Below are 16,596 nucleotides of genomic sequence, written 5' to 3'. Positions count from 1 at the left end.
CATCTCGCGACCTACGTTCCGAACATCCGCAAGATCAAGCGCGAGCAGGGGGAGTTCGGACATGACCATCACCACCACCACACTGACCAAGGCCTCCGCGGCCGCCGCTGCCGCCGCCGGGCTGACCTTCATCGGCGTCCAGATCGGGCACCCGCACCTGGACCTCACCTCGATCGTCACGACCGAGCTCGCCGTCCGGAACACGCTGAAGCTCGTGATGGCGGCGCTGGCGCTGGCCGGGATCAGCGGGTTGTACCTGAGCCAGATCCGCCGTAACGGTCTCCTCGGGCTGATCGGGTACGTCGTCCTCGCCGTCGGCTACTTGTCGATCCTCTGCACGACCTTCGTGTCGGCGTACGTCCTGCCGACGATCGCGGACACGAACCCCGGCTACGTGCGCGACGTCCTCGAGGCGGCGTCCGGCGGTCACCCGGCCGGCGATATCGGCGCGCTGGCAACGGTGCTGCGCGTGCAGGGATTCGCATATCTGGCCGGTGGGCTGCTGTTCGGGATCGCGCTGTTCCGCGCGCGAGTGCTCGCTCGCTGGGCAACTGTGCTACTGGCCGTCGGTGGACTCGTCTCGGCCGCGCTCACCGTCATGCCGGACGCCTTCTACCGCCTGCTCGCCTACCCGAACGGGATCGCGATGATCGCGCTCGGCGTCTCGCTCTGGCGCACCACGACGATGTCGGCGCGGCAGCCGGTCGCGGTGACACGATGAGCGGGTACGCCGCGACGCGGGCGCGATCGGACGCCTGGATCCCGTTCGCGCTGGTGCTGCTCACGATCGTGCCGCTGGTCTCCGGGACGCTCCGCCTGGTGGAGATCGCCGGCGGGCCGGTCGTGATGCCGGACAACCCGCGCGTGGACGCCTCGCCGGCGCCCGTCGTCGTGCACGTCGCCGGCGCGGCGGTGTACGCGGTGGTCGGCGCCTTCCAGTTCTCGCGCCGGGTACGCCGTACGCAGATCGGCTGGCACCGGCGCGCCGGACGGGTCCTCGTCGCGGCCGGGCTGCTCGTGGCGGGCTCCGGGCTGTGGATGACGCTGTTCTACTCCGGCGCACCGGGAGGCGCCCTGCTGTGGAGCGTGCGGCTGGTCGTGGCGAGCGCGATGGGGGCCTCGATCGTCCTGGGCTTCGCCGCGATCCGCCGGCGCGACGTCGCCGTACACCGCGCCTGGATGATGCGGGCGTACGCGCTGGGGCTGGGCGCCGGCACGCAGGTGTTCACCCAAGGCGTCGGGCAGGCCCTGTTCGGGACCGGCGAGCTGAGCATTGCGGTCTCGGTCAGCGCCGGGTGGGCGGTCAACGCCGCGATCGCCGAATGGCTCATCCGGAGGCGGCGTTGACCGTGTACGAACTGAAGGTCGCCGGCCGGCTCGACCCCCGCTGGTCCGGCTGGTTCGCCGACCTCACCCTCGCCCCCGGCCCCGGCAGCACCACCGTCTTCCGCGGCCCGATCGCCGACCAGTCCGAGCTGTACGGCCTCCTCGCCCGAATCCGCGACCTCGGCCTCACCCTCATCTCCGTCGTACCTGTCGACTAGCGCCTTTCGCGATCGGGGCCGGATCTCACCCGCGTTGGACGAGCGGTTGTTGGGTGGGACCGATAGTCTCGGGCGCCATGAGCATGAGTGTCGCCATCGCGGTGATTACCTTCAGGCGACCTGCTCTGTTGCGGGGGTTGTTGACGAGTTTGCAGGCGCAGGAGCTGCCCGCGGATGGGGATTACGCGATCCGGATCGTCGTGGTGGACAACGACGCGGAGGGGTCGGCCGCGCAGGTGCTGGCGGAGTTCGCGGACGGTACGCCGTACCCGGTCGAGTCCGTGGTGGAACCGGAGCCGGGGATCCCCTTCGCCCGGGAGCGCTCCGTCGAGCTGTGCTGGAACGACGATGCGCTGATCTTCGTCGACGACGACGAGGTCGCCCCGCCCGGCTGGCTGCGGACGCTGCTGGAGGCGTGGGAGTCGACCGGCGCCGACGTCGTCACCGGCCCGGTGAAGGGCCACCTCCCGCCCGGCGCCCCGCCCTGGAACCACTACAGCGACGTCCACGACTCCACCGGTCGGCACACCACCGGCGAGGAGCTCCGCAAGGCGTACACGAACAACACCCTGGTCAGCCGCCGCGTCTACCACGCGGTCACCCCGGGCTTCCACCCCGCTTTCCGCTACACCGGCTCCAGCGACCTGCACTTCTTCCTCCGCGTGCACCGCGCCGGCTTCCGGATCGTGTGGTGCGAGGAGGCCTGCATCAGCGAGGAGGTCCCGGTCGGCCGCACCACGCTGCGCTGGCTGGTCCGGCGCGCCTTCCGCTCCGGCAGCGGGGACACGATCAGCCGGCTGCTGATCCGCCCTGGCGCGATCAGCTACGTCCTGGTGCTGGCCTATGCTTCCGCCCGGGTGATCTCGGCGATCGGGTTCGCCCTCGCCGGGCTGCTGCTCGGCCGGAAGACGCACCTGCTGAAGGCAGTCCGCCGGTTCTTCTCGGGCGTCGGTAGTCTCGCCGGGATAGTAGGGATCAACCATGACGAGTACCGGGAACGGCACGGTTCGGCCGACGGTAGCGGAGCTGTGCGCGGCGATCTGGACGGTGGAGAACGATCTGGATCTGCTCGGGTGGCAGGTCAAGGGGATGCATCCCTGGCCGATCATCCGGATGCGCGTCTTCCATGAGCTGAGCCGCCGCACCGGGATCCACGGCGCGTCCCATCCGGTCCGGCGGACGCCGTACGACAAGGCCGCGCTGGTCGGGAAACACGTCGCCGGCATCGTCAGCCGCACGCCGTTCCCCGGCCGGTACGACGCGCTCGTCGTACCGCACCCCCGGAAACCGAACGGTGTCGAGATCTACACCGATGAGCTCCGGGCCGCGCTCGGCGACCGCGCCCTGATCCTGGATTCCGGGATCAACGGCACGCCGCTGCCGGGCAGCAAGAACCTGGACTTCTTCACCTCCGCCGCCGGCGCGGTCCACCGCCGGACGGCCGACGATCGCGGTATCGCGGACGCACTTGAGAAGCTCACCCGTGTCCGGATCCCGGTCGGCGTGCTGCTGGCCCGCGAGGTCCCGAAGCACCTCCGGCTGCGCGCGCTCTACCGCGCGCTGCTCCGGAAGCACCGGATCACGACCGTGTACCTGGTTGTTGCGTACTTCCACCAGCACATCGTTGGCGCCGCCCGCGATCTCGGGATCCGGGTCGTCGAGCTGCAGCACGGGGCGATCAGCCCGTTCCACCTCGGGTACAGCTACCCCGGCCGGCCGGTGGTCGCGGACCAGCCGGACGAGCTGTGGTGCTTCGGGTCGTACTGGACCGGCGTCGCCGACCTGCCGGCCGGCATGCGGACCGAGGTGATGGGCGCGCCGTTCCTGCCGAAGCCCGGCCCGAAGGACCCGCGCCGCGTGGTGTTCCTGTCGCAGGGAACGATCGGCACCGAACTCGTGAAGGTCGCGGACGCGGTCGCCAAGGAACGCCCTGACCTGGAAGTCCTGTACCGGCCGCACCCGAGCGAACGTCCCGCGGACTACACGATTCCGTCCGGCGTGGACCTCTCCACCGGCGGCAGCACACTGGACCTGCTGGCGACCACGACGTACCAGGTCGGGGTGTCCACTACCGCGCTGTTCGAGGGGATGGCGCTCGGCTGCCGTACGGCGGTCGCGGACCTCCCGGGCCACGAGTACCTGGACCCGGCGATCGCGAAAGGCCACGCCCTCCTGATGCAGGACCCGGCGCAGCTCGCCGCGGCCCCGATCTGCCCCGACCCCGCGGCGTACTACGCCCCGACGACCCTCCGCTCCCATTTGCCTGGTTGACCCAGCAATTTGGGGGTTGTTCACCGTGATTCAGGGTGACGAACCCTCAAACTCGTGGGCCAGCCAGGCAAATGGGGCGTTACGGCTCGCGGCCGAGGAGTCCGAGCAGGCGGTCCTGCAGCGGAGCGTCCGGCGGCACGGGCACTTCGGCGCCGTACACCTCGATACCCTCGCCGAACGCGCCCGGCGTCCGGTACTTCGCCATCAGCTCCGGCGGGATCGCGACCGCGGTCGCCCAGAGCCGCTCAAGGTCGACCGGGTCGATCGTCTCGTCCTGCTCGGTGGCGCGCGCCAGGTCCCAGCCGTGCAGGACGAGATCGTCGGACACCACCTGGTCGATGTGCTGCTCGGTCGTCAGCCGCCCGCCCGGGGTGTCGGTCTCGGTCAGCGCGGCCACCGGATCGTCGAGGACGTCCTCGATCGCGGCCCGGGCCTCCTGGAACGCGGTCAGCGGGTCGTCGGCCGGCTCCAGCTTCCGCGCGACCGGCGTCAGCATCGTCCCGTGCATCGTGACGACATGCTCCACCACGTCCCGCGCGGTCCACTTCGCGCACGGCGACTGGTTCCCCCACTGGTCCGGCTGCACCGCCGCGACCTTCCGCTCGAAGGCCTCGGCCCGCCGCCGGTACCGCTCCGCGATCTCACCCATCTCCGCATGGTCCCGCGCCCGCGCCCGCCGAGGGAAGCCCCCACCTCCAGGGCCCGAACGACAGGACGTGTCGGTCTCCAGCCGGCTCGGGGCGGTCCCGGTACGCCTGGAGGCCGGTCCGATCGACGGATACCTCCTGTCGTTCGGTACCGGCTCTGTCGGTGGCGCCTTCTACGGTCGGGGTCATGCGGACGGTGGAGTTGGGGCGGACGGGATTGCGGGTCAGCGAGCTGGGGTTGGGGCTGGCCTCGATCGGGGGGATGTTCGCCGCGGTGCCGCAGGCACAGGCGGTGGCGACGATCGATCGGGCCTGGGAGCTGGGCGTGCGGCTGTTCGACACCGCCCCGGTGTACGGGTACGGGTTGTCCGAGCAGCGCGCCGGGCTGGCCTTGCGCGGGCGGCCGCGGGGCGAGTTCGTGCTGTGCAGCAAGGTGGGGCGGCTGATCGAGCCGGGCGGCCCGGACCTGCAGCCGATCTGGGCGGAGCCGCCGGCCGGGCTGGGGCCGCGGCTGGACTACTCGTACGGCGCGACGATCCGGTCGTTCGAGGCGAGCCTGGAGCGGATGGGGATCGACCGGATCGACGTCCTGCACATCCACGACCCGGAGCTGGACTTCCCGGCCGCCTCGACCGAGGCCTTCCGGGCGCTCACCGAGCTGCGCGGGCGCGGCACGATCCGGGCGATCTCGCTCGGCGTGAACCACGCCGACGTCGCGGCCCGCTTCCTCCGCGAGACCGACGGCGGCCCGGACATCGTCCTGCTCGCCGGGCGGTACACGCTGCTCGACCAGTCCGGCGCCGACGAACTGCTCCCGCTGTGCGAGAAGCTCGGTGTCGCCGTGCTCGCCGCGGGTGTGTTCCACGGCGGCGTGCTTGCCGACACCGCACACGGCGCCCCGAACGGGTACGAGCGCGTCCCGCGGGACGTGCTGCGACGCATCGACGTACTGCGTGAGCTCTGCGGCGCGTACGGCGTACCGCTGTTGGCCGCTGCGGCGCAGTTCCCGCTGAAGCATCCCGCCGTACCGGCCGTGGTGGTGGGCGCGCGCAGCCCGCGGGAGATCGCGGAGGTGGCGGCGTGGCTCGATCACGAAGTGCCTGAAGCGTTCTGGGGCGCACTAAGGTCGGCGCTATGAGGTACATGCTGCTGCACAAGACCAACGACAGCCTGGAGGCCGGCAACCCGCCGGATCCGGAGATCCTCGAGCGGGCGGACGCCGTCCTCGAGGAGATGCGTCAGGCCGGGGTACTAGTGCTCGGCGAGGGCCTGATGCCGAGCTCGCGCGGCGCCCGGGTCACGTTCCCGACGCCGGGTCAGCCGCGGGTGATCGACGGCCCGTTCGCGGAGACCAAGGAGCTCGTCGCGGGCGTGTCGATCATCCGCGTCGACAGCAAGGAGGAAGCCGTCCAGTGGGCCCTCCGCTTCGCCGAGGCCGACCCGTACACCCCGATCGACATCCTGGAGATCGCCGGCTAGAGCCGCAGGTGCAGGATCGGGTACGGCTTGCCGGTCGAGTCGTGCTCGCTGCGGGACGCAAACCGGAAGCCGTGGTGCTCGTAGAAGCCGACGGCCTGCGGGTTCTGTTCGTTGACGTCGACCGACGTGGCGGCGAAGTGCGCGAACGCGTGCTTCAGCAGCAGACTGCCGCCACCGAGCCCCCGGTACGCCGGGTCCAGGAACAGCATCTCGACATTCTCATCCTGCACGCCGATGAACCCGATCAGCAGCCCGTCGCCGGCCCGCAGCCCGGCCAGCTGGGCGATCTGACCGAACGACGCCCGGACCAGCGGCCGGAACACGTCCAGATCCGCCTCGGTGACGAAGGTGTGGGTCGCCCGGACGGAGGCCTCCCACAACTCGGCGGCCCGGTCGTACTCGTCCGGACGGATGTCGCTGATCTCCATGCCGCCACGGTCGCACCGCGGGCCGTGGGTGTCAGGCGAATTACGGGGCGCTGACGCCCTCTTCGGCGACGACGAGCGAGTCGATCGCTGCGAAGAACCGCGCGATACCCGGCAGGTTGGCGCCCTTGTCCCGCGACGCCGCGAAGTCCGCGGGCGTCGCCCAGTCGACGATGTCCAGCCACTGGTTGTCCGGGAGCTGCACGAGGCGCGCGCCCAGAAACCCGGCACGGTCGGCCTCGAAGTCCTTCAGCATGTCGGCCCGCGCCGCCAGCAGCTCGTCCGTGCGCTCCGGCAGGACACGGAAGCGGGTCAGTTCGACAGTCGACATCAAACAGGTCCTCTCAGGTGATGTTGGTCGCGGCCCAGCCGGCGATGTCGTCGTGGCGGATGGCCGCGGCCATCAGGTCGGGAAACTTGTCCGGGGTGCAGGCGAACGCCGGTACGCCGAGCTCCGCCAGCGCGGCCGCGTTCTCGGCGTCGTACGACGGCGAGCCCGAGTCCGCGAGCGCGAGCAGGGCAACCACCTGTACGCCGGACTCCACCAAGGAACGCACCCGCCGCAGCATCTCTTCCCGGATGCCGCCCTCGTAGAGGTCCGAGATCAGCACGAGCACGGTCTCGGCCGGCTTCGTGACCAGCTCCTCGCAGTACGCGAGCGCGCGGTTGATGTCCGTCCCGCCTCCCAGCTGGGTCCCGAACAGGACGTCGACCGGATCGTCCAGCTGTTCGGTCAGATCCACCACAGCGGTGTCGAACACGACCAGCGACGTGCGCAACGTCCGGATCGACCCGAGCACCGCACCGAACAGCGCCGCGTAGACGACGGACTCCGCCATCGACCCCGACTGGTCGATCGCCAGCACGACGTCCCGCTGCACGCTGTGGTTGCGGCGCGCATACCCGACCAGGCGATCCGGCACGATCGTCCCGAGCGCCGGCGAGAAGTGCTTGAGGTTCGCCCGGATCGTCCGGTCCCAGTCGATGTCGGAGTGCCGCGGCCGCGCCGTCCGGCCGGCCCGGTCGAGAGCGCCGGTCACCGCGGCTCTCGTCCGCTCCGCGAGCCGCGCCTCGAGCTCGGCCACCACCCGCCCGACCACGTCCCGCGCGGTCTGCTTGGTCTCCTCCGGCATCACCTCGTTGAGCGCGAGCAACGTGGACACCAGATGGACGTCGGGCTCGACCGCGCCCAGCAGCTCCGGCTCCATCAGCATCCGCGTGATCCCGAGCCGCTCGACCGCGTCCCGTTGCATCACCTGGACGACAGTGCTCGGGAAGTACTGCCGGATGTCACCCAGCCAGCGCGCCACCCGGGGCGCCGACGATCCCAGCCCGGCCGACCGCTGCGTCCCCGACTCGCCCTCGGCGGCGTCGTACAGCGCGGCCAGCGCCGCGTCGACGGACCGGTCCGCGCCCGCCAGCGTCGTACCGGTCTCTTCCTCCGCTTCACCGCCGAGCACGAGGCGCCACCGGCGAAGCCGCTCGTCACTCATGAGACCCCCAGGAGTCGGGCGACCACGGGCAGCGCGGTCGCGGCCAGCTCGGCGTCGAGGTCGTCATCATCGGCGACGACCGCAGCCGCCGGGTCGCTCAGGACGCGGGCCCGGGCACCGATCGACCGTCGCTCCGGTGCCGCGAACGTGCCGAACGTCCGCCGAAGCAGCGGCAGGACTTCGAGGAAAGCGTCGTCGGGGATCGCCGCCAGCCATCCGTCCACCATCGCGAGCAGCCGCTCGTCGTGGACCAGCAGCAACCCGCCGCCGGCCAGGAAGCCCTCGACGTACCCGGCCGCGTCCGCCGTCGGGGTGCCGGACGACAGCGAACGTCCCAGCCGCAGCGCGACCTCGTGATCCGGCAGCCTCGAGGTGTCCAGCATCAACCGCGTCAGTCGGCCCCGGATCAGCGGCGGCACCGAGGCGCGATCGCTCAAGCTCTGCAACGTGTTCAGCCACTCCGAGCGCACGTCGTCGGCCAGCAGCATCGTCGCGTCCTGCACGCCGTCGATCAGCTCCTGGACGGCGGCCGCCGCGTCCGGATCCAGCCCGTGCACGGTCCGGGCGAGACCGGCACACACCCGCGACACCATCCGGCCCGCGACCGAGGCCAGCCCGGCCGTGTCGGTCCCGCGGACGTCGCCGTACCGCGAGGCTCGGGCGAGCGCGGGCAGCGCTGCCATCAGATGCCCGACATCGGCATCGGCCGCCGCCCTGGTGTCGATGCCGCGCAGCAGCGGCGGCAGCGCCTCCGCGAGGTCGGCGAGCAGTGACTTCTCCAACGCGGCCGTGACGTCGGCCAGCGTCGGCGAGCCGGCGTCCTTCAGCATCACGGACGTCGCGGCGCCGAGCACCGTCGTACCATGGGCGCCGGCCGCGACCAGCTCGACCTCCAGGCCCGGATCCCAGGCCAGGCGCCACATCTCCCGGAACGTGCCCTGCGCGCGCCGCTCGTCGGTGGCCGGCACGCCCCACTGCACGCCGAGGATCCGCAGCCGGTGCAGGAGCCTGGACTTGTCCAGGTCGTTGGGCTTGCGCAGGTCGAGCTCGATCACGCGCTCGGTCGGATCCCGCTTCATCCGCAACCGCCGCGCCTGCGCCGCGAAGTCCGCGGCCACCGGCGCCTGCGGCGTCTCCCCCGGCACCGATCCGAGGAGCTCCCCGACGACGGCCTCGCGGGTCACCAGATCCAGCAGTACGTCGTTCCCGCCGCAGAGCACCGCCCGCGTCGCTTCGGTCACCTCGCTGAGCCCGGCGAGCGGACGTTCCCGTAGCGCCGCCAGTGTGTCGGCGAGCCGGACGGCCTCGATCACATGCGCGCTGGACACGGGCAGGTCCTCGTTGCGCAGTACCTCGGCCACCTTGGCCAGCCAGCGGGTCGTGATCTGGTCCGGTGCGGTGAAGAGGTGGTGGTACCAGCCAGGTGACGTGATGCCGGCGCCGTAACCGCTCGCCGCGGCCAGCCGGCCGTGCGTCCACGGGACCCAGGTGCAGGCGACCTTGCGTTTCGGCAGGCCCTTCAGGATCCGCTGATCATGTGTTGCCGGAGGCAACGGCAGCTCGAGCGCGGGAACGTGCCAGGCGCCGCAGACCACCGCGATCCGCTCGAAACCGTCCCGGATCGCCTTACGCAGAACGGTTCTCATGTACGCCTCGCGCTGCGCCTCCCGGCCAACCGCTTCCTCGCCGTGGCGCAGCTCCCGCATCGCGTCTGCGATCACCGTGAACGGTTCGGCGCCCCCGCGACGCGACTCGATCACATCGTCCCACCAGCGTTCCGGGTCGTCGTACCCGCCCGCCTCGGCCAGTGTCGCCAACGGGTCCATCGACACGGATCGGCCGCCCGCGGAGCCGAACTGCTGCGCCGCGGGCAGGTCGCAGAACCGCACCGGAACCCCGGCCGCCAGCCCGTGCTTGATCGCCTGCCATTCCGGGCTGAACACCGCGAACGGCCAGAACGCCGCCCGGGTCGAATCGTCCACCGCGTAGGCCAGCAGCGCGACCGGCGGCTCCATTTCCTCCGACGCCGCCAGCTCGACGATCTTGTCGGCCTCCGGCGGTCCCTCGATCAGGACGATGTCCGGCCGCAGCTCGGCCAGCGCGGCCGCCACCGCCCGCGCCGACCCCGGTCCGTGATGCCGGATCCCGAGCAGGTGAACGGTCATCCGGAGATCTCTCGGCAGGCGCGGTAGAACGGAGCCCAGTCGTCGCGTTCCCGGACGACGGTCTCGAGGTACTCCGACCACACGACGCGGTCCGCCGACGGGTCCTTGACCACCGCGCCGAGGATGCCGCCGGCCACGTCCGTCGGCCGCAGCACGCCGTCGCCGAAGTGCGCCGCGAGGGCGAGGCCGCCGGTGACGACGCTGATCGCCTCGGCGGTGGAGAGTGTGCCGGACGGGGACTTCACCGCGGTCCGGCCGTCCTCGGTGCGGCCGGAGCGGAGCTCGCGGAAGATCGTCACCACCCGGCGGATCTCCTCCAGCGCGTCGTCCGGCTGCGGCAGCTCGAGCGCCGAGCCGAGCTGGGCGACCCGGCGGGAGACGATCTCCACCTCGTCCTCGGCGGAATCGGGCAGCGGGAGGACGACGGTGTTGAACCGCCGGCGGAGCGCGCTGGAGAGTTCGTTGACACCCTTGTCGCGGTCGTTGGCGGTGGCAATGACGTTGAATCCCTTGCGGGCCTGGACCTCCGTGGCCAGCTCGGCGATCGGCAGCGCCTTCTCGGACAGGATCGTGATCAGCGCGTCCTGGACGTCGGACGGCATCCGGGTCAGCTCCTCGATCCGGGCGATCTTCGCCTCGGCCATCGCGCGCTGCACCGGGCTCGGCACGAGCGCCGCCTCACTGGGGCCCTGGGCAATCAGCTGCGCGTAGTTCCAGCCGTACCGGATCGCTTCCTCGGCGGTGCCCGCGGTCCCCTGCACCAGGAGGGTGGAGTCACCGCTGATCGCGGCCGCGAGATGCTCGCTGACCCACGTCTTCGCCGTTCCCGGTACGCCGAGCAGCAGCAGCGCGCGATCCGTCGCGAGCGTGGCGACCGCGACCTCGATCAGCCGGCGCGGGCCGACGTACTTCGGTGAGATCTCGGTGTCACCGGTCTTCCCGCCGAGCAGGTACGTGACCACGGCGGCCGGTGAAAGCTGCCACGCCGGCGGTCGCGGCCGGTCGTCCGTCGCGCGCAGCGCTTGCAGCTCGTCGGCATACTCGACCTCCGCGTGCGGGCGCAGTACTTCGTTCATGTGAGCTCCTCGTACATCTCGCGGCGGAAGGTCAGGGTCTCGACCAGGCGGCGAAGCCAGGTGTCTTCCTCGCCGGTCGGTTCGCGGGTGATCGGATGGTCGAGTACGTCGGGCGGCACCGCGCGGGCCGCGATACTGGCGAGGCGGGCCCAGGCGCGGTTGGTACCGACCTTGGCGAGCTGGTCGAGAATCATCCGGCCCAGCGGAGCCGGCCACGGTACGGGCAGGCCGCCCACCAACTCGGCGACGTCGACGGACTTGCGCAGTACGTCGACGGCGCTCGCCCACTCGTTCGGTGGCAGCAGACGGAGCAGCTCGGCCGGACCGCGGCTGCCGAGGTCGGCGTTCGCCAGCAACAACTCCCGCGCCCACTGCCCCGAACCCTCACGGACGGCGGCGTCGGCCCAGCCTGCCTGGAGAACCTCCAGGGCGCAGCCCTCGACCGGGGTGTGCAGCCAGGCGACATCCATTGCCTGCAAGGGTGTGTTGGCCACGATCTGCTGGAACCACCAGGCGCGTTTGCCGACACCTTCCGGGTTCTGCGAGTCGAGACCGTCGCGTTCCATCGACTGTGTCAGCCGGCGCGGCAGGTCGACCGCGAGCACGCCTTGGGCCGGAGTCAGGTGCGAGTGCAGCCGCTCGGTCATCCGGACGCCGTACTGCGATCCCGGCAAGCGGGCGAGCAGTCGCGCGGCCAGCCGCCGTACCTCGCGGGAACGGTCGTCGAGCGCGGACTCCAGGAACTCCTCGTCCGGCAGCGCGAGGTTGTCGGCGAACAACCCGAGGAAGTCGGCGCGCGTGCCGGCCGACTCGGCCGGCCAGACCTCGACCAGCGCGGCGCGGGCAGCGTCCGGATCCTGACTGCGGGCGGCGCGCAGCCAGGCCCGCCGCTGGATCGCGTTCCCGTGCGTCCACAACTCCAGGTCATTGCTCTCGGCAACCGCCGCGTGCAGGAACCGCCACTCGGGGTTGAGGTCCGCGAGCCAGCGCGCGCGACGCCCGGCCGCGGCGATGACGAGCGGACGATACTCGGCACGGTTGCGCGCGTAGTCGGCCAGCGCGGGCAGGTGTTCGGGCGGCACACCCCAGCCGTTGGTATCCGCGGCCCGCAGCCATTCACCCAGCGCGGACGTCTGGAATCCGCCGAGCATCGCGGCAAGTCGCCGCACTGCCCCCGGGCGCGGCAACGGCCGGTCCTCGCCGGGCGCGGCCGGGAGCGGTTCGAGAGCACGCAGAGGTTTGCGACCGGCCCGCTTGTACACGGTCGCGAGCGCGGCGGCGTCGAGCAGGTTGCCTTCCCCGAGGCGCGCCTGGATGTGCTCCGGCAGCTCCTCGAAGTGCACCGGCCGCCGGTCGGTGCCGAGCAACGCCGAACTGACCAGGCCGTCCCAGCCCTTCACCGCGCCTCCCCCGGATCGTCGTCGGTCACAGGATCACCGGCCGATCGTCACGCCAGCAGGTCATCGGGCGGAGGCCGGCGCGGTTCCATTCGCCGGCCACGGTGACCGGGTCGCCCGCCGACACGGCCAGCAGCTTCATCGGATCCCAGCCCGGCAGCAGTTCCAACCCGTCGCCGTCGCTGTCGACGAGCGCCCACCCGTCGCCGTACGGCGCCGGGCGGACGTCCCGCAGCACCAGCGGCCAGCGTTCGTTCCACGGGTCGGCGGCCAGGGACTCGACGTACGACGCCAACGCCTGGCGGACTGTGTGTCCAGCGGGGCGAGACGCCGGCCGGCGCGGATCGGTCTGGGTCAGGAGGGCGCGCATCGGCAGCGCCCCCGGGTAGAACGAGAGCGCGCCCGGAACATACTCGCCGGGGCGCGCGGGCAGCGGGTCCAGCGGTCGCCCGGCGGCTGCGAACGTCAGGATCAGCCCGATCCGCCCGGTCGTTGCCCCGCGCAACCACACCCGGCGGACCGTGAGCCGCTCGTCCGGCTCGACCACCCGCCCGAGCATCAGCCAGTCGTCCTCGACCTTCTCGCCGTCCGCGAGCACACGCGCGGTCTCGGTCGTCCAGCCGATGCGGCTCTGCACAGTGTCGGCGAGGGACGGCGGAAGATCCGCGAGGCGACCGTGCGCGGCAACGACGAGATGGATCAGGGACAACTCCTCGAGCAGCTCACCCGGCCAGCCGTGACCGCGTCCGACGGCAGCCGCTGCCCGGCGTACCGCTCCTGCCACTCCCGGCGCCTGCGCGTCGACCATGCGGGCCGCCAGCCTGCTCAGCTCGGCGTACGCCCGCTGGTCGAATCCGCCGAGGCCCTGCCGGACCTGGTCGTCCAGCCAGCCGGCCAACTCCGCCAGGCCCGCCGACACCCGGTCCGCCCGCCGGGCGGCCCGCTCCTGTGCCGCGACGGGGTCGGCGACCTCGCCCGGCTTCCGCTCCGGCCGCTCGGCACGCTGGCTGATCCAGGTCTGCACCCAGTCCGGCTCGTCCGCCGCCGGGACCTCGCCTTTCGCCCACAGCAACAGGAGCCCGAGCGCGTGCTTGCACGGAAACTTCCGCGACGGGCAAGAGCACTTGTACGCCGGGCCGCCCAGGTCCACGCCGGTCTGGTACGGCTGCTTCCCACTCCCCTGGCACAACCCCCAGACCGCACGATCCGTAGCCCCCGCGCCCGACCACTTCTCCCCCCGAGCCAACCCCTGCCCGGCCTTCACCGACGCGGCATCAGGCGCGAGCCCCACCACCTGCTCCACGTCCCACAACCCCACACCCGCTCCTCACCCGACGCCGTACCCCGAAGCATGCCACCCCGCTCCGACAGCCCACCCGCCCGGCCGCGCGACCGGTCTCCCGCGGAATTTGCCTGGCCCACCAGCGAAGTTGGGGGTTCCGCACCCTGAGTACGGGTGCAGAACCCCGCATTTGGCTGGTCAGCCAGGCAAATGGGCTGGTCAGCCGAAGGGTTGGCGGTGGTGGGCGTCCTCGGGGTAGCCGTTGCCGGAGGCGGGCGCGTGGGCGGGCGGGAAGGTCTGGTGCGCGGCCTCGCGACCGGGTGGCGCGGCCGGCGGGTGCGGGGTGCTGGAGAGGTTGTCGCGGATCGTGCCGAGCAGGCGGTGCTCGACGGCTTCGAGCTCGGCGATCCGGGCGCGGATCTCCGCTTCCTCCGAGCGGGCCTCGGCCAGCACCTGATCCGCCTCCGTCCGCGCGGTCGTCCGCAGCTGGTCCGCCTCCGTCCGCGCGGTCGCCCGCAGGTGGTCCGCCTCAGTGCGCGCGGTTTCGCGGAGGTGGTCGGCGGTGCGCTGGCTGGCGCTGAGGACGCTCAGCTCGTACCGGCGGAGCTCGTCGACGAGTTCGCCGGCCGGGCGCTGGGAGTCGAGGATCGCCGCCGCGGGGTGCGGGAGGTCCGCATCGGGGAGGGTGTTCTCGAGCGCGGCGATCTGCTGGTCCACCCGGGTGAACAGGTCCGCAACGTCGGTCCGCATCTGCCGGATCGTGTGCGCGGCGGCCTGCACCCGCTCGCCGGCCTCCCGCTCGCGTTCCCGCGCCGTGCGCTCCGCCGAGGTGATCACGTCCAGCGCGACGACGGCAGCCCGCTCGGCCGGATCGTCGGAGATCTCCTGGTACGGCGGGGCGCCGGCCTCGCCCTGGTCGTCATTCCGCATCGCCACCGTCTGTCGCAGCGGGACCTCGCGGATGAACAGCACCGCGAGCAGGCTCACCACAGCGGCCCCCGCGGCGATCACGAAGATCCGCCCGGTGGCGTCGCCGTACGCGTGCCGGACGATCTCCTGGACCGGGCCCGGCAACGAGTTGACGTCCAGCAGGCTGCCCGAGCCGCCGGAGGCCGCGGCCGGGCCGAGGTCGCGCAGGTGCTCGGTGATCAGATCCGTCACCCGGGTGGCGAGGATCGCGCCGAGCACGGACACCCCGACCGCGCCGCCGAGGCTGCGGCAGAACGTCACCGTCGCGCTCGCCGCCCCGACCTCGCTGACGTCCACCGTGTTCTGCACCGCGAGCACCAGGTTCTGCATCGTCATGCCCATCCCGATGCCCATGGCAAGCATCCCGAGCCCGACGTACCAGTACGGCGAGGTGTGGTCGATCGTCCCGAGCAGCCCGAGACCCGCGGTCAGGAACAGCGCGCCGATCACCAGGTACCGCTTCCACTTCCCGAACCGGGTGATCAGCTGCCCCGACCCGACCGACCCGAGGAACGAGCCGAGCATCATCGGGATCGTCAGCAACCCGGCCTCGGTCGCGCTGTACCCGCGGGCCACCTGGAAGTACTGCCCGAGGAACACCGCGCTGCCGAACATCCCCAGCCCGACCGCCACGCTGGCGACGATCGCCAGCGCCGTGGTCCGCTCCCGGACCACGCGCATCGGCACCAGCGGCTCGGCGGCCCGGGTCTCGACCACCACGGCCAGGATCGCGAGCACCGCCGTACCGCCCAGGTACGCGCCGGTCTGCCACGACCACCACGGGAAGTGCTCCCCCGCGAACGACACCCAGATCAACGGCAGGCCGGCCGCACCCGCGATCAGCACCGCGCCGAGATAGTCCATCCGGACGCGACGCTTCACCACCGGCAGCTGCAGAAACCGCTGCAGGACGATCAGCGACACGACGGCGAGCGGCACGCAGACGTAGAAGCACCACCGCCAGCCGAGCCACGAGGTGTCGACGATCACCCCGCCGACCAGCGGGCCGCTGACGGTCGCGAGCGCCATCACCGCGCCCATGTACCCCGAGTACCGGCCGCGGTTGCGCGGCGGGATCGCGGCGCCGACGATCGCCTGCGCGAGCGCCATCAGCCCGCCCATCGCGAGCCCCTGCAGGACCCGCGCCCCGATCAGGAACGGTACGTTGTGCGCGGCGCCGGCCAGCATCGACCCGATCACGAACAGGACGATCGCGAGCTGCACGAGCAGCTTCTTGCTGGCCAGGTCGGACAGCTTGCCCCACACCGGTGTGGACACGGTCATCGCGAGCAGGCTGGCAGTGACCACCCAGGTGTACTGCGTCTGCGTGCCTTCGAGGTCCGCGATGATCGTCGGGAGCGCGTTGCTGACGATGGTCGAGCTGAGCACCGCGGTGAACAGTGCGGCGAGCAGCCCGGCGAGGATCTCCAGGATCTCGCGGTGCGAGAGCTCGGGGTCACCGGACGCGGCCGGCTGTGGTGCGACCGGCGCGTCGTCGGCGTACCGCGAGCGGTACCGGGTCGGGGTGGCGCCGGGGGCCGGCGGGGTCTGGGTGGCAGACATCGGTTTCCGTTTCGTACGGCGGGAACGCTACGACCGGGGGCAGCGACGTGCGCTGTCCCCGAGGCGGAAACGGCTGACTTGGGGTCCTCACCCAGCCCGGCATTTGGTTGCGACTACCAACTTTAATCCCGCACCGTCAGCGATCGTGCACCGGGAGCCACCAAAAGTTCCCTGACCAATTATGAGACGGACCCTCCTCGGAACGCGATTTCCACCGTACGATCCGGTGCTTGTTGAGTAATCAACACCCGGCCTCCGGCGGAGCTGTCAGGGCCCGCCGGAGGT

16 protein-coding genes are annotated in these 16,596 nt (G+C 71.6%); 7 read left to right on the top strand and 9 right to left on the bottom strand.

What is annotated here, in order from left to right; all coding sequences use genetic code 11:
* Positions 1 to 61 precede the first annotated feature (61 nt).
* The 5 genes from AB0L64_RS05315 to AB0L64_RS05295 all read left to right on the top strand — a co-directional run bounded on the left by AB0L64_RS05315 (position 62) and on the right by AB0L64_RS05295 (position 3,815).
* A complete protein-coding gene (locus AB0L64_RS05315; protein ID WP_363707904.1) occupies positions 62 to 721 on the top strand; it encodes a hypothetical protein in 660 nt (219 codons plus the stop codon).
* The gene (locus AB0L64_RS05310; protein ID WP_363707902.1) at positions 718 to 1,347 is read left to right on the top strand and encodes a DUF2306 domain-containing protein; all 630 of its coding nucleotides are present in this window, start codon (positions 718 to 720) and stop codon (positions 1,345 to 1,347) included. The genes AB0L64_RS05315 and AB0L64_RS05310 overlap by 4 nt, the downstream gene beginning before the upstream one ends.
* The gene (locus AB0L64_RS05305) at positions 1,323 to 1,544 is read left to right on the top strand and encodes a hypothetical protein (protein WP_363707900.1); all 222 of its coding nucleotides are present in this window, start codon (positions 1,323 to 1,325) and stop codon (positions 1,542 to 1,544) included. Before AB0L64_RS05310 ends, AB0L64_RS05305 begins: the two co-directional genes overlap by 25 nt.
* A gap of 77 nt (positions 1,545 to 1,621) precedes the next feature.
* Positions 1,622 to 2,674 carry a glycosyltransferase gene (locus AB0L64_RS05300; RefSeq protein WP_363707898.1) on the top strand — a complete coding sequence of 351 codons (1,053 nt, stop codon included), beginning with the start codon at positions 1,622 to 1,624 and terminating at the stop codon, positions 2,672 to 2,674.
* Positions 2,592 to 3,815, top strand: coding sequence for a hypothetical protein (locus AB0L64_RS05295; RefSeq protein ID WP_363707896.1), 1,224 nt, complete (start codon positions 2,592 to 2,594; stop codon positions 3,813 to 3,815). The genes AB0L64_RS05300 and AB0L64_RS05295 overlap by 83 nt, the downstream gene beginning before the upstream one ends.
* 79 nt (positions 3,816 to 3,894) lie before the next feature.
* Here AB0L64_RS05295 and AB0L64_RS05290 read toward each other — a convergent pair whose 3' ends face one another.
* The gene (locus AB0L64_RS05290; RefSeq protein WP_363707894.1) at positions 3,895 to 4,464 is read right to left on the bottom strand and encodes a TIGR03086 family metal-binding protein; all 570 of its coding nucleotides are present in this window, start codon (positions 4,462 to 4,464) and stop codon (positions 3,895 to 3,897) included.
* Positions 4,465 to 4,649: 185 nt separating this feature from the next.
* Here AB0L64_RS05290 and AB0L64_RS05285 point away from each other — a divergent pair, with 185 nt between their 5' ends.
* Together AB0L64_RS05285 and AB0L64_RS05280 are read left to right on the top strand one after the other, a co-directional pair.
* Positions 4,650 to 5,600, top strand: coding sequence for an aldo/keto reductase (locus AB0L64_RS05285; protein WP_363707892.1), 951 nt, complete (start codon positions 4,650 to 4,652; stop codon positions 5,598 to 5,600).
* Positions 5,597 to 5,941 carry a YciI family protein gene (locus AB0L64_RS05280; protein ID WP_359937207.1) on the top strand — a complete coding sequence of 115 codons (345 nt, stop codon included), beginning with the start codon at positions 5,597 to 5,599 and terminating at the stop codon, positions 5,939 to 5,941. Before AB0L64_RS05285 ends, AB0L64_RS05280 begins: the two co-directional genes overlap by 4 nt.
* Here AB0L64_RS05280 and AB0L64_RS05275 read toward each other — a convergent pair.
* The 8 genes from AB0L64_RS05275 to AB0L64_RS05240 all read right to left on the bottom strand — a co-directional run bounded on the left by AB0L64_RS05275 (position 5,938) and on the right by AB0L64_RS05240 (position 16,311).
* The gene (locus AB0L64_RS05275) at positions 5,938 to 6,369 is read right to left on the bottom strand and encodes a GNAT family N-acetyltransferase (protein ID WP_363707889.1); all 432 of its coding nucleotides are present in this window, start codon (positions 6,367 to 6,369) and stop codon (positions 5,938 to 5,940) included. The genes AB0L64_RS05280 and AB0L64_RS05275 overlap by 4 nt on opposite strands.
* A gap of 40 nt (positions 6,370 to 6,409) precedes the next feature.
* Entirely contained in the window at positions 6,410 to 6,697 is a 288-nt protein-coding gene (locus tag AB0L64_RS05270) for a hypothetical protein (protein WP_359937204.1), read from the bottom strand.
* A gap of 13 nt (positions 6,698 to 6,710) precedes the next feature.
* Positions 6,711 to 7,859 (bottom strand): VWA domain-containing protein, encoded by a 1,149-nt coding sequence (locus AB0L64_RS05265; RefSeq protein ID WP_363707887.1) that lies wholly within the window; start codon positions 7,857 to 7,859, stop codon positions 6,711 to 6,713.
* Positions 7,856 to 10,024, bottom strand: coding sequence for a DUF5682 family protein (locus AB0L64_RS05260; RefSeq protein WP_363707885.1), 2,169 nt, complete (start codon positions 10,022 to 10,024; stop codon positions 7,856 to 7,858). Before AB0L64_RS05260 ends, AB0L64_RS05265 begins: the two co-directional genes overlap by 4 nt.
* Positions 10,021 to 11,100 (bottom strand): AAA family ATPase, encoded by a 1,080-nt coding sequence (locus AB0L64_RS05255; protein ID WP_363707883.1) that lies wholly within the window; start codon positions 11,098 to 11,100, stop codon positions 10,021 to 10,023. The genes AB0L64_RS05260 and AB0L64_RS05255 overlap by 4 nt, the downstream gene beginning before the upstream one ends.
* The gene (locus AB0L64_RS05250) at positions 11,097 to 12,500 is read right to left on the bottom strand and encodes a DUF5691 domain-containing protein (RefSeq protein WP_363707881.1); all 1,404 of its coding nucleotides are present in this window, start codon (positions 12,498 to 12,500) and stop codon (positions 11,097 to 11,099) included. Before AB0L64_RS05250 ends, AB0L64_RS05255 begins: the two co-directional genes overlap by 4 nt.
* A 25-nt stretch (positions 12,501 to 12,525) precedes the next feature.
* Positions 12,526 to 13,815 (bottom strand): SWIM zinc finger family protein, encoded by a 1,290-nt coding sequence (locus AB0L64_RS05245; protein ID WP_363707879.1) that lies wholly within the window; start codon positions 13,813 to 13,815, stop codon positions 12,526 to 12,528.
* Between the two features lie 183 nt (positions 13,816 to 13,998).
* The gene (locus tag AB0L64_RS05240; RefSeq protein WP_363707877.1) at positions 13,999 to 16,311 is read right to left on the bottom strand and encodes an MFS transporter; all 2,313 of its coding nucleotides are present in this window, start codon (positions 16,309 to 16,311) and stop codon (positions 13,999 to 14,001) included.
* Positions 16,312 to 16,596: the final 285 nt, after the last annotated feature.

Origin of the sequence: Kribbella sp. NPDC051936, assembly GCF_040680955.1 — a bacterium.
Lineage (GTDB): Bacteria > Actinomycetota > Actinomycetes > Propionibacteriales > Kribbellaceae > Kribbella.
This window is presented reverse-complemented; position numbering and strand designations above follow the sequence as displayed.

What these genes read in the sequence shown, in the direction of transcription:
- AB0L64_RS05315 (WP_363707904.1), top strand. Translation starts at nt 62, where the DNA reads ATGACCATCACCACCACCACACTGACCAAGGCCTCCGCGGCCGCCGCT.
- AB0L64_RS05310 (WP_363707902.1), top strand. Translation starts at nt 718, where the DNA reads ATGAGCGGGTACGCCGCGACGCGGGCGCGATCGGACGCCTGGATCCCG.
- AB0L64_RS05305 (WP_363707900.1), top strand. Translation starts at nt 1,323, where the DNA reads ATGGCTCATCCGGAGGCGGCGTTGACCGTGTACGAACTGAAGGTCGCC.
- AB0L64_RS05300 (WP_363707898.1), top strand. Translation starts at nt 1,622, where the DNA reads ATGAGCATGAGTGTCGCCATCGCGGTGATTACCTTCAGGCGACCTGCT.
- AB0L64_RS05290 (WP_363707894.1), bottom strand. Translation starts at nt 4,464, where the DNA reads ATGGGTGAGATCGCGGAGCGGTACCGGCGGCGGGCCGAGGCCTTCGAG.
- AB0L64_RS05285 (WP_363707892.1), top strand. Translation starts at nt 4,650, where the DNA reads ATGCGGACGGTGGAGTTGGGGCGGACGGGATTGCGGGTCAGCGAGCTG.
- AB0L64_RS05280 (WP_359937207.1), top strand. Translation starts at nt 5,597, where the DNA reads ATGAGGTACATGCTGCTGCACAAGACCAACGACAGCCTGGAGGCCGGC.
- AB0L64_RS05275 (WP_363707889.1), bottom strand. Translation starts at nt 6,369, where the DNA reads ATGGAGATCAGCGACATCCGTCCGGACGAGTACGACCGGGCCGCCGAG.
- AB0L64_RS05270 (WP_359937204.1), bottom strand. Translation starts at nt 6,697, where the DNA reads ATGTCGACTGTCGAACTGACCCGCTTCCGTGTCCTGCCGGAGCGCACG.
- AB0L64_RS05265 (WP_363707887.1), bottom strand. Translation starts at nt 7,859, where the DNA reads ATGAGTGACGAGCGGCTTCGCCGGTGGCGCCTCGTGCTCGGCGGTGAA.
- AB0L64_RS05260 (WP_363707885.1), bottom strand. Translation starts at nt 10,024, where the DNA reads ATGACCGTTCACCTGCTCGGGATCCGGCATCACGGACCGGGGTCGGCG.
- AB0L64_RS05255 (WP_363707883.1), bottom strand. Translation starts at nt 11,100, where the DNA reads ATGAACGAAGTACTGCGCCCGCACGCGGAGGTCGAGTATGCCGACGAG.
- AB0L64_RS05240 (WP_363707877.1), bottom strand. Translation starts at nt 16,311, where the DNA reads ATGTCTGCCACCCAGACCCCGCCGGCCCCCGGCGCCACCCCGACCCGG.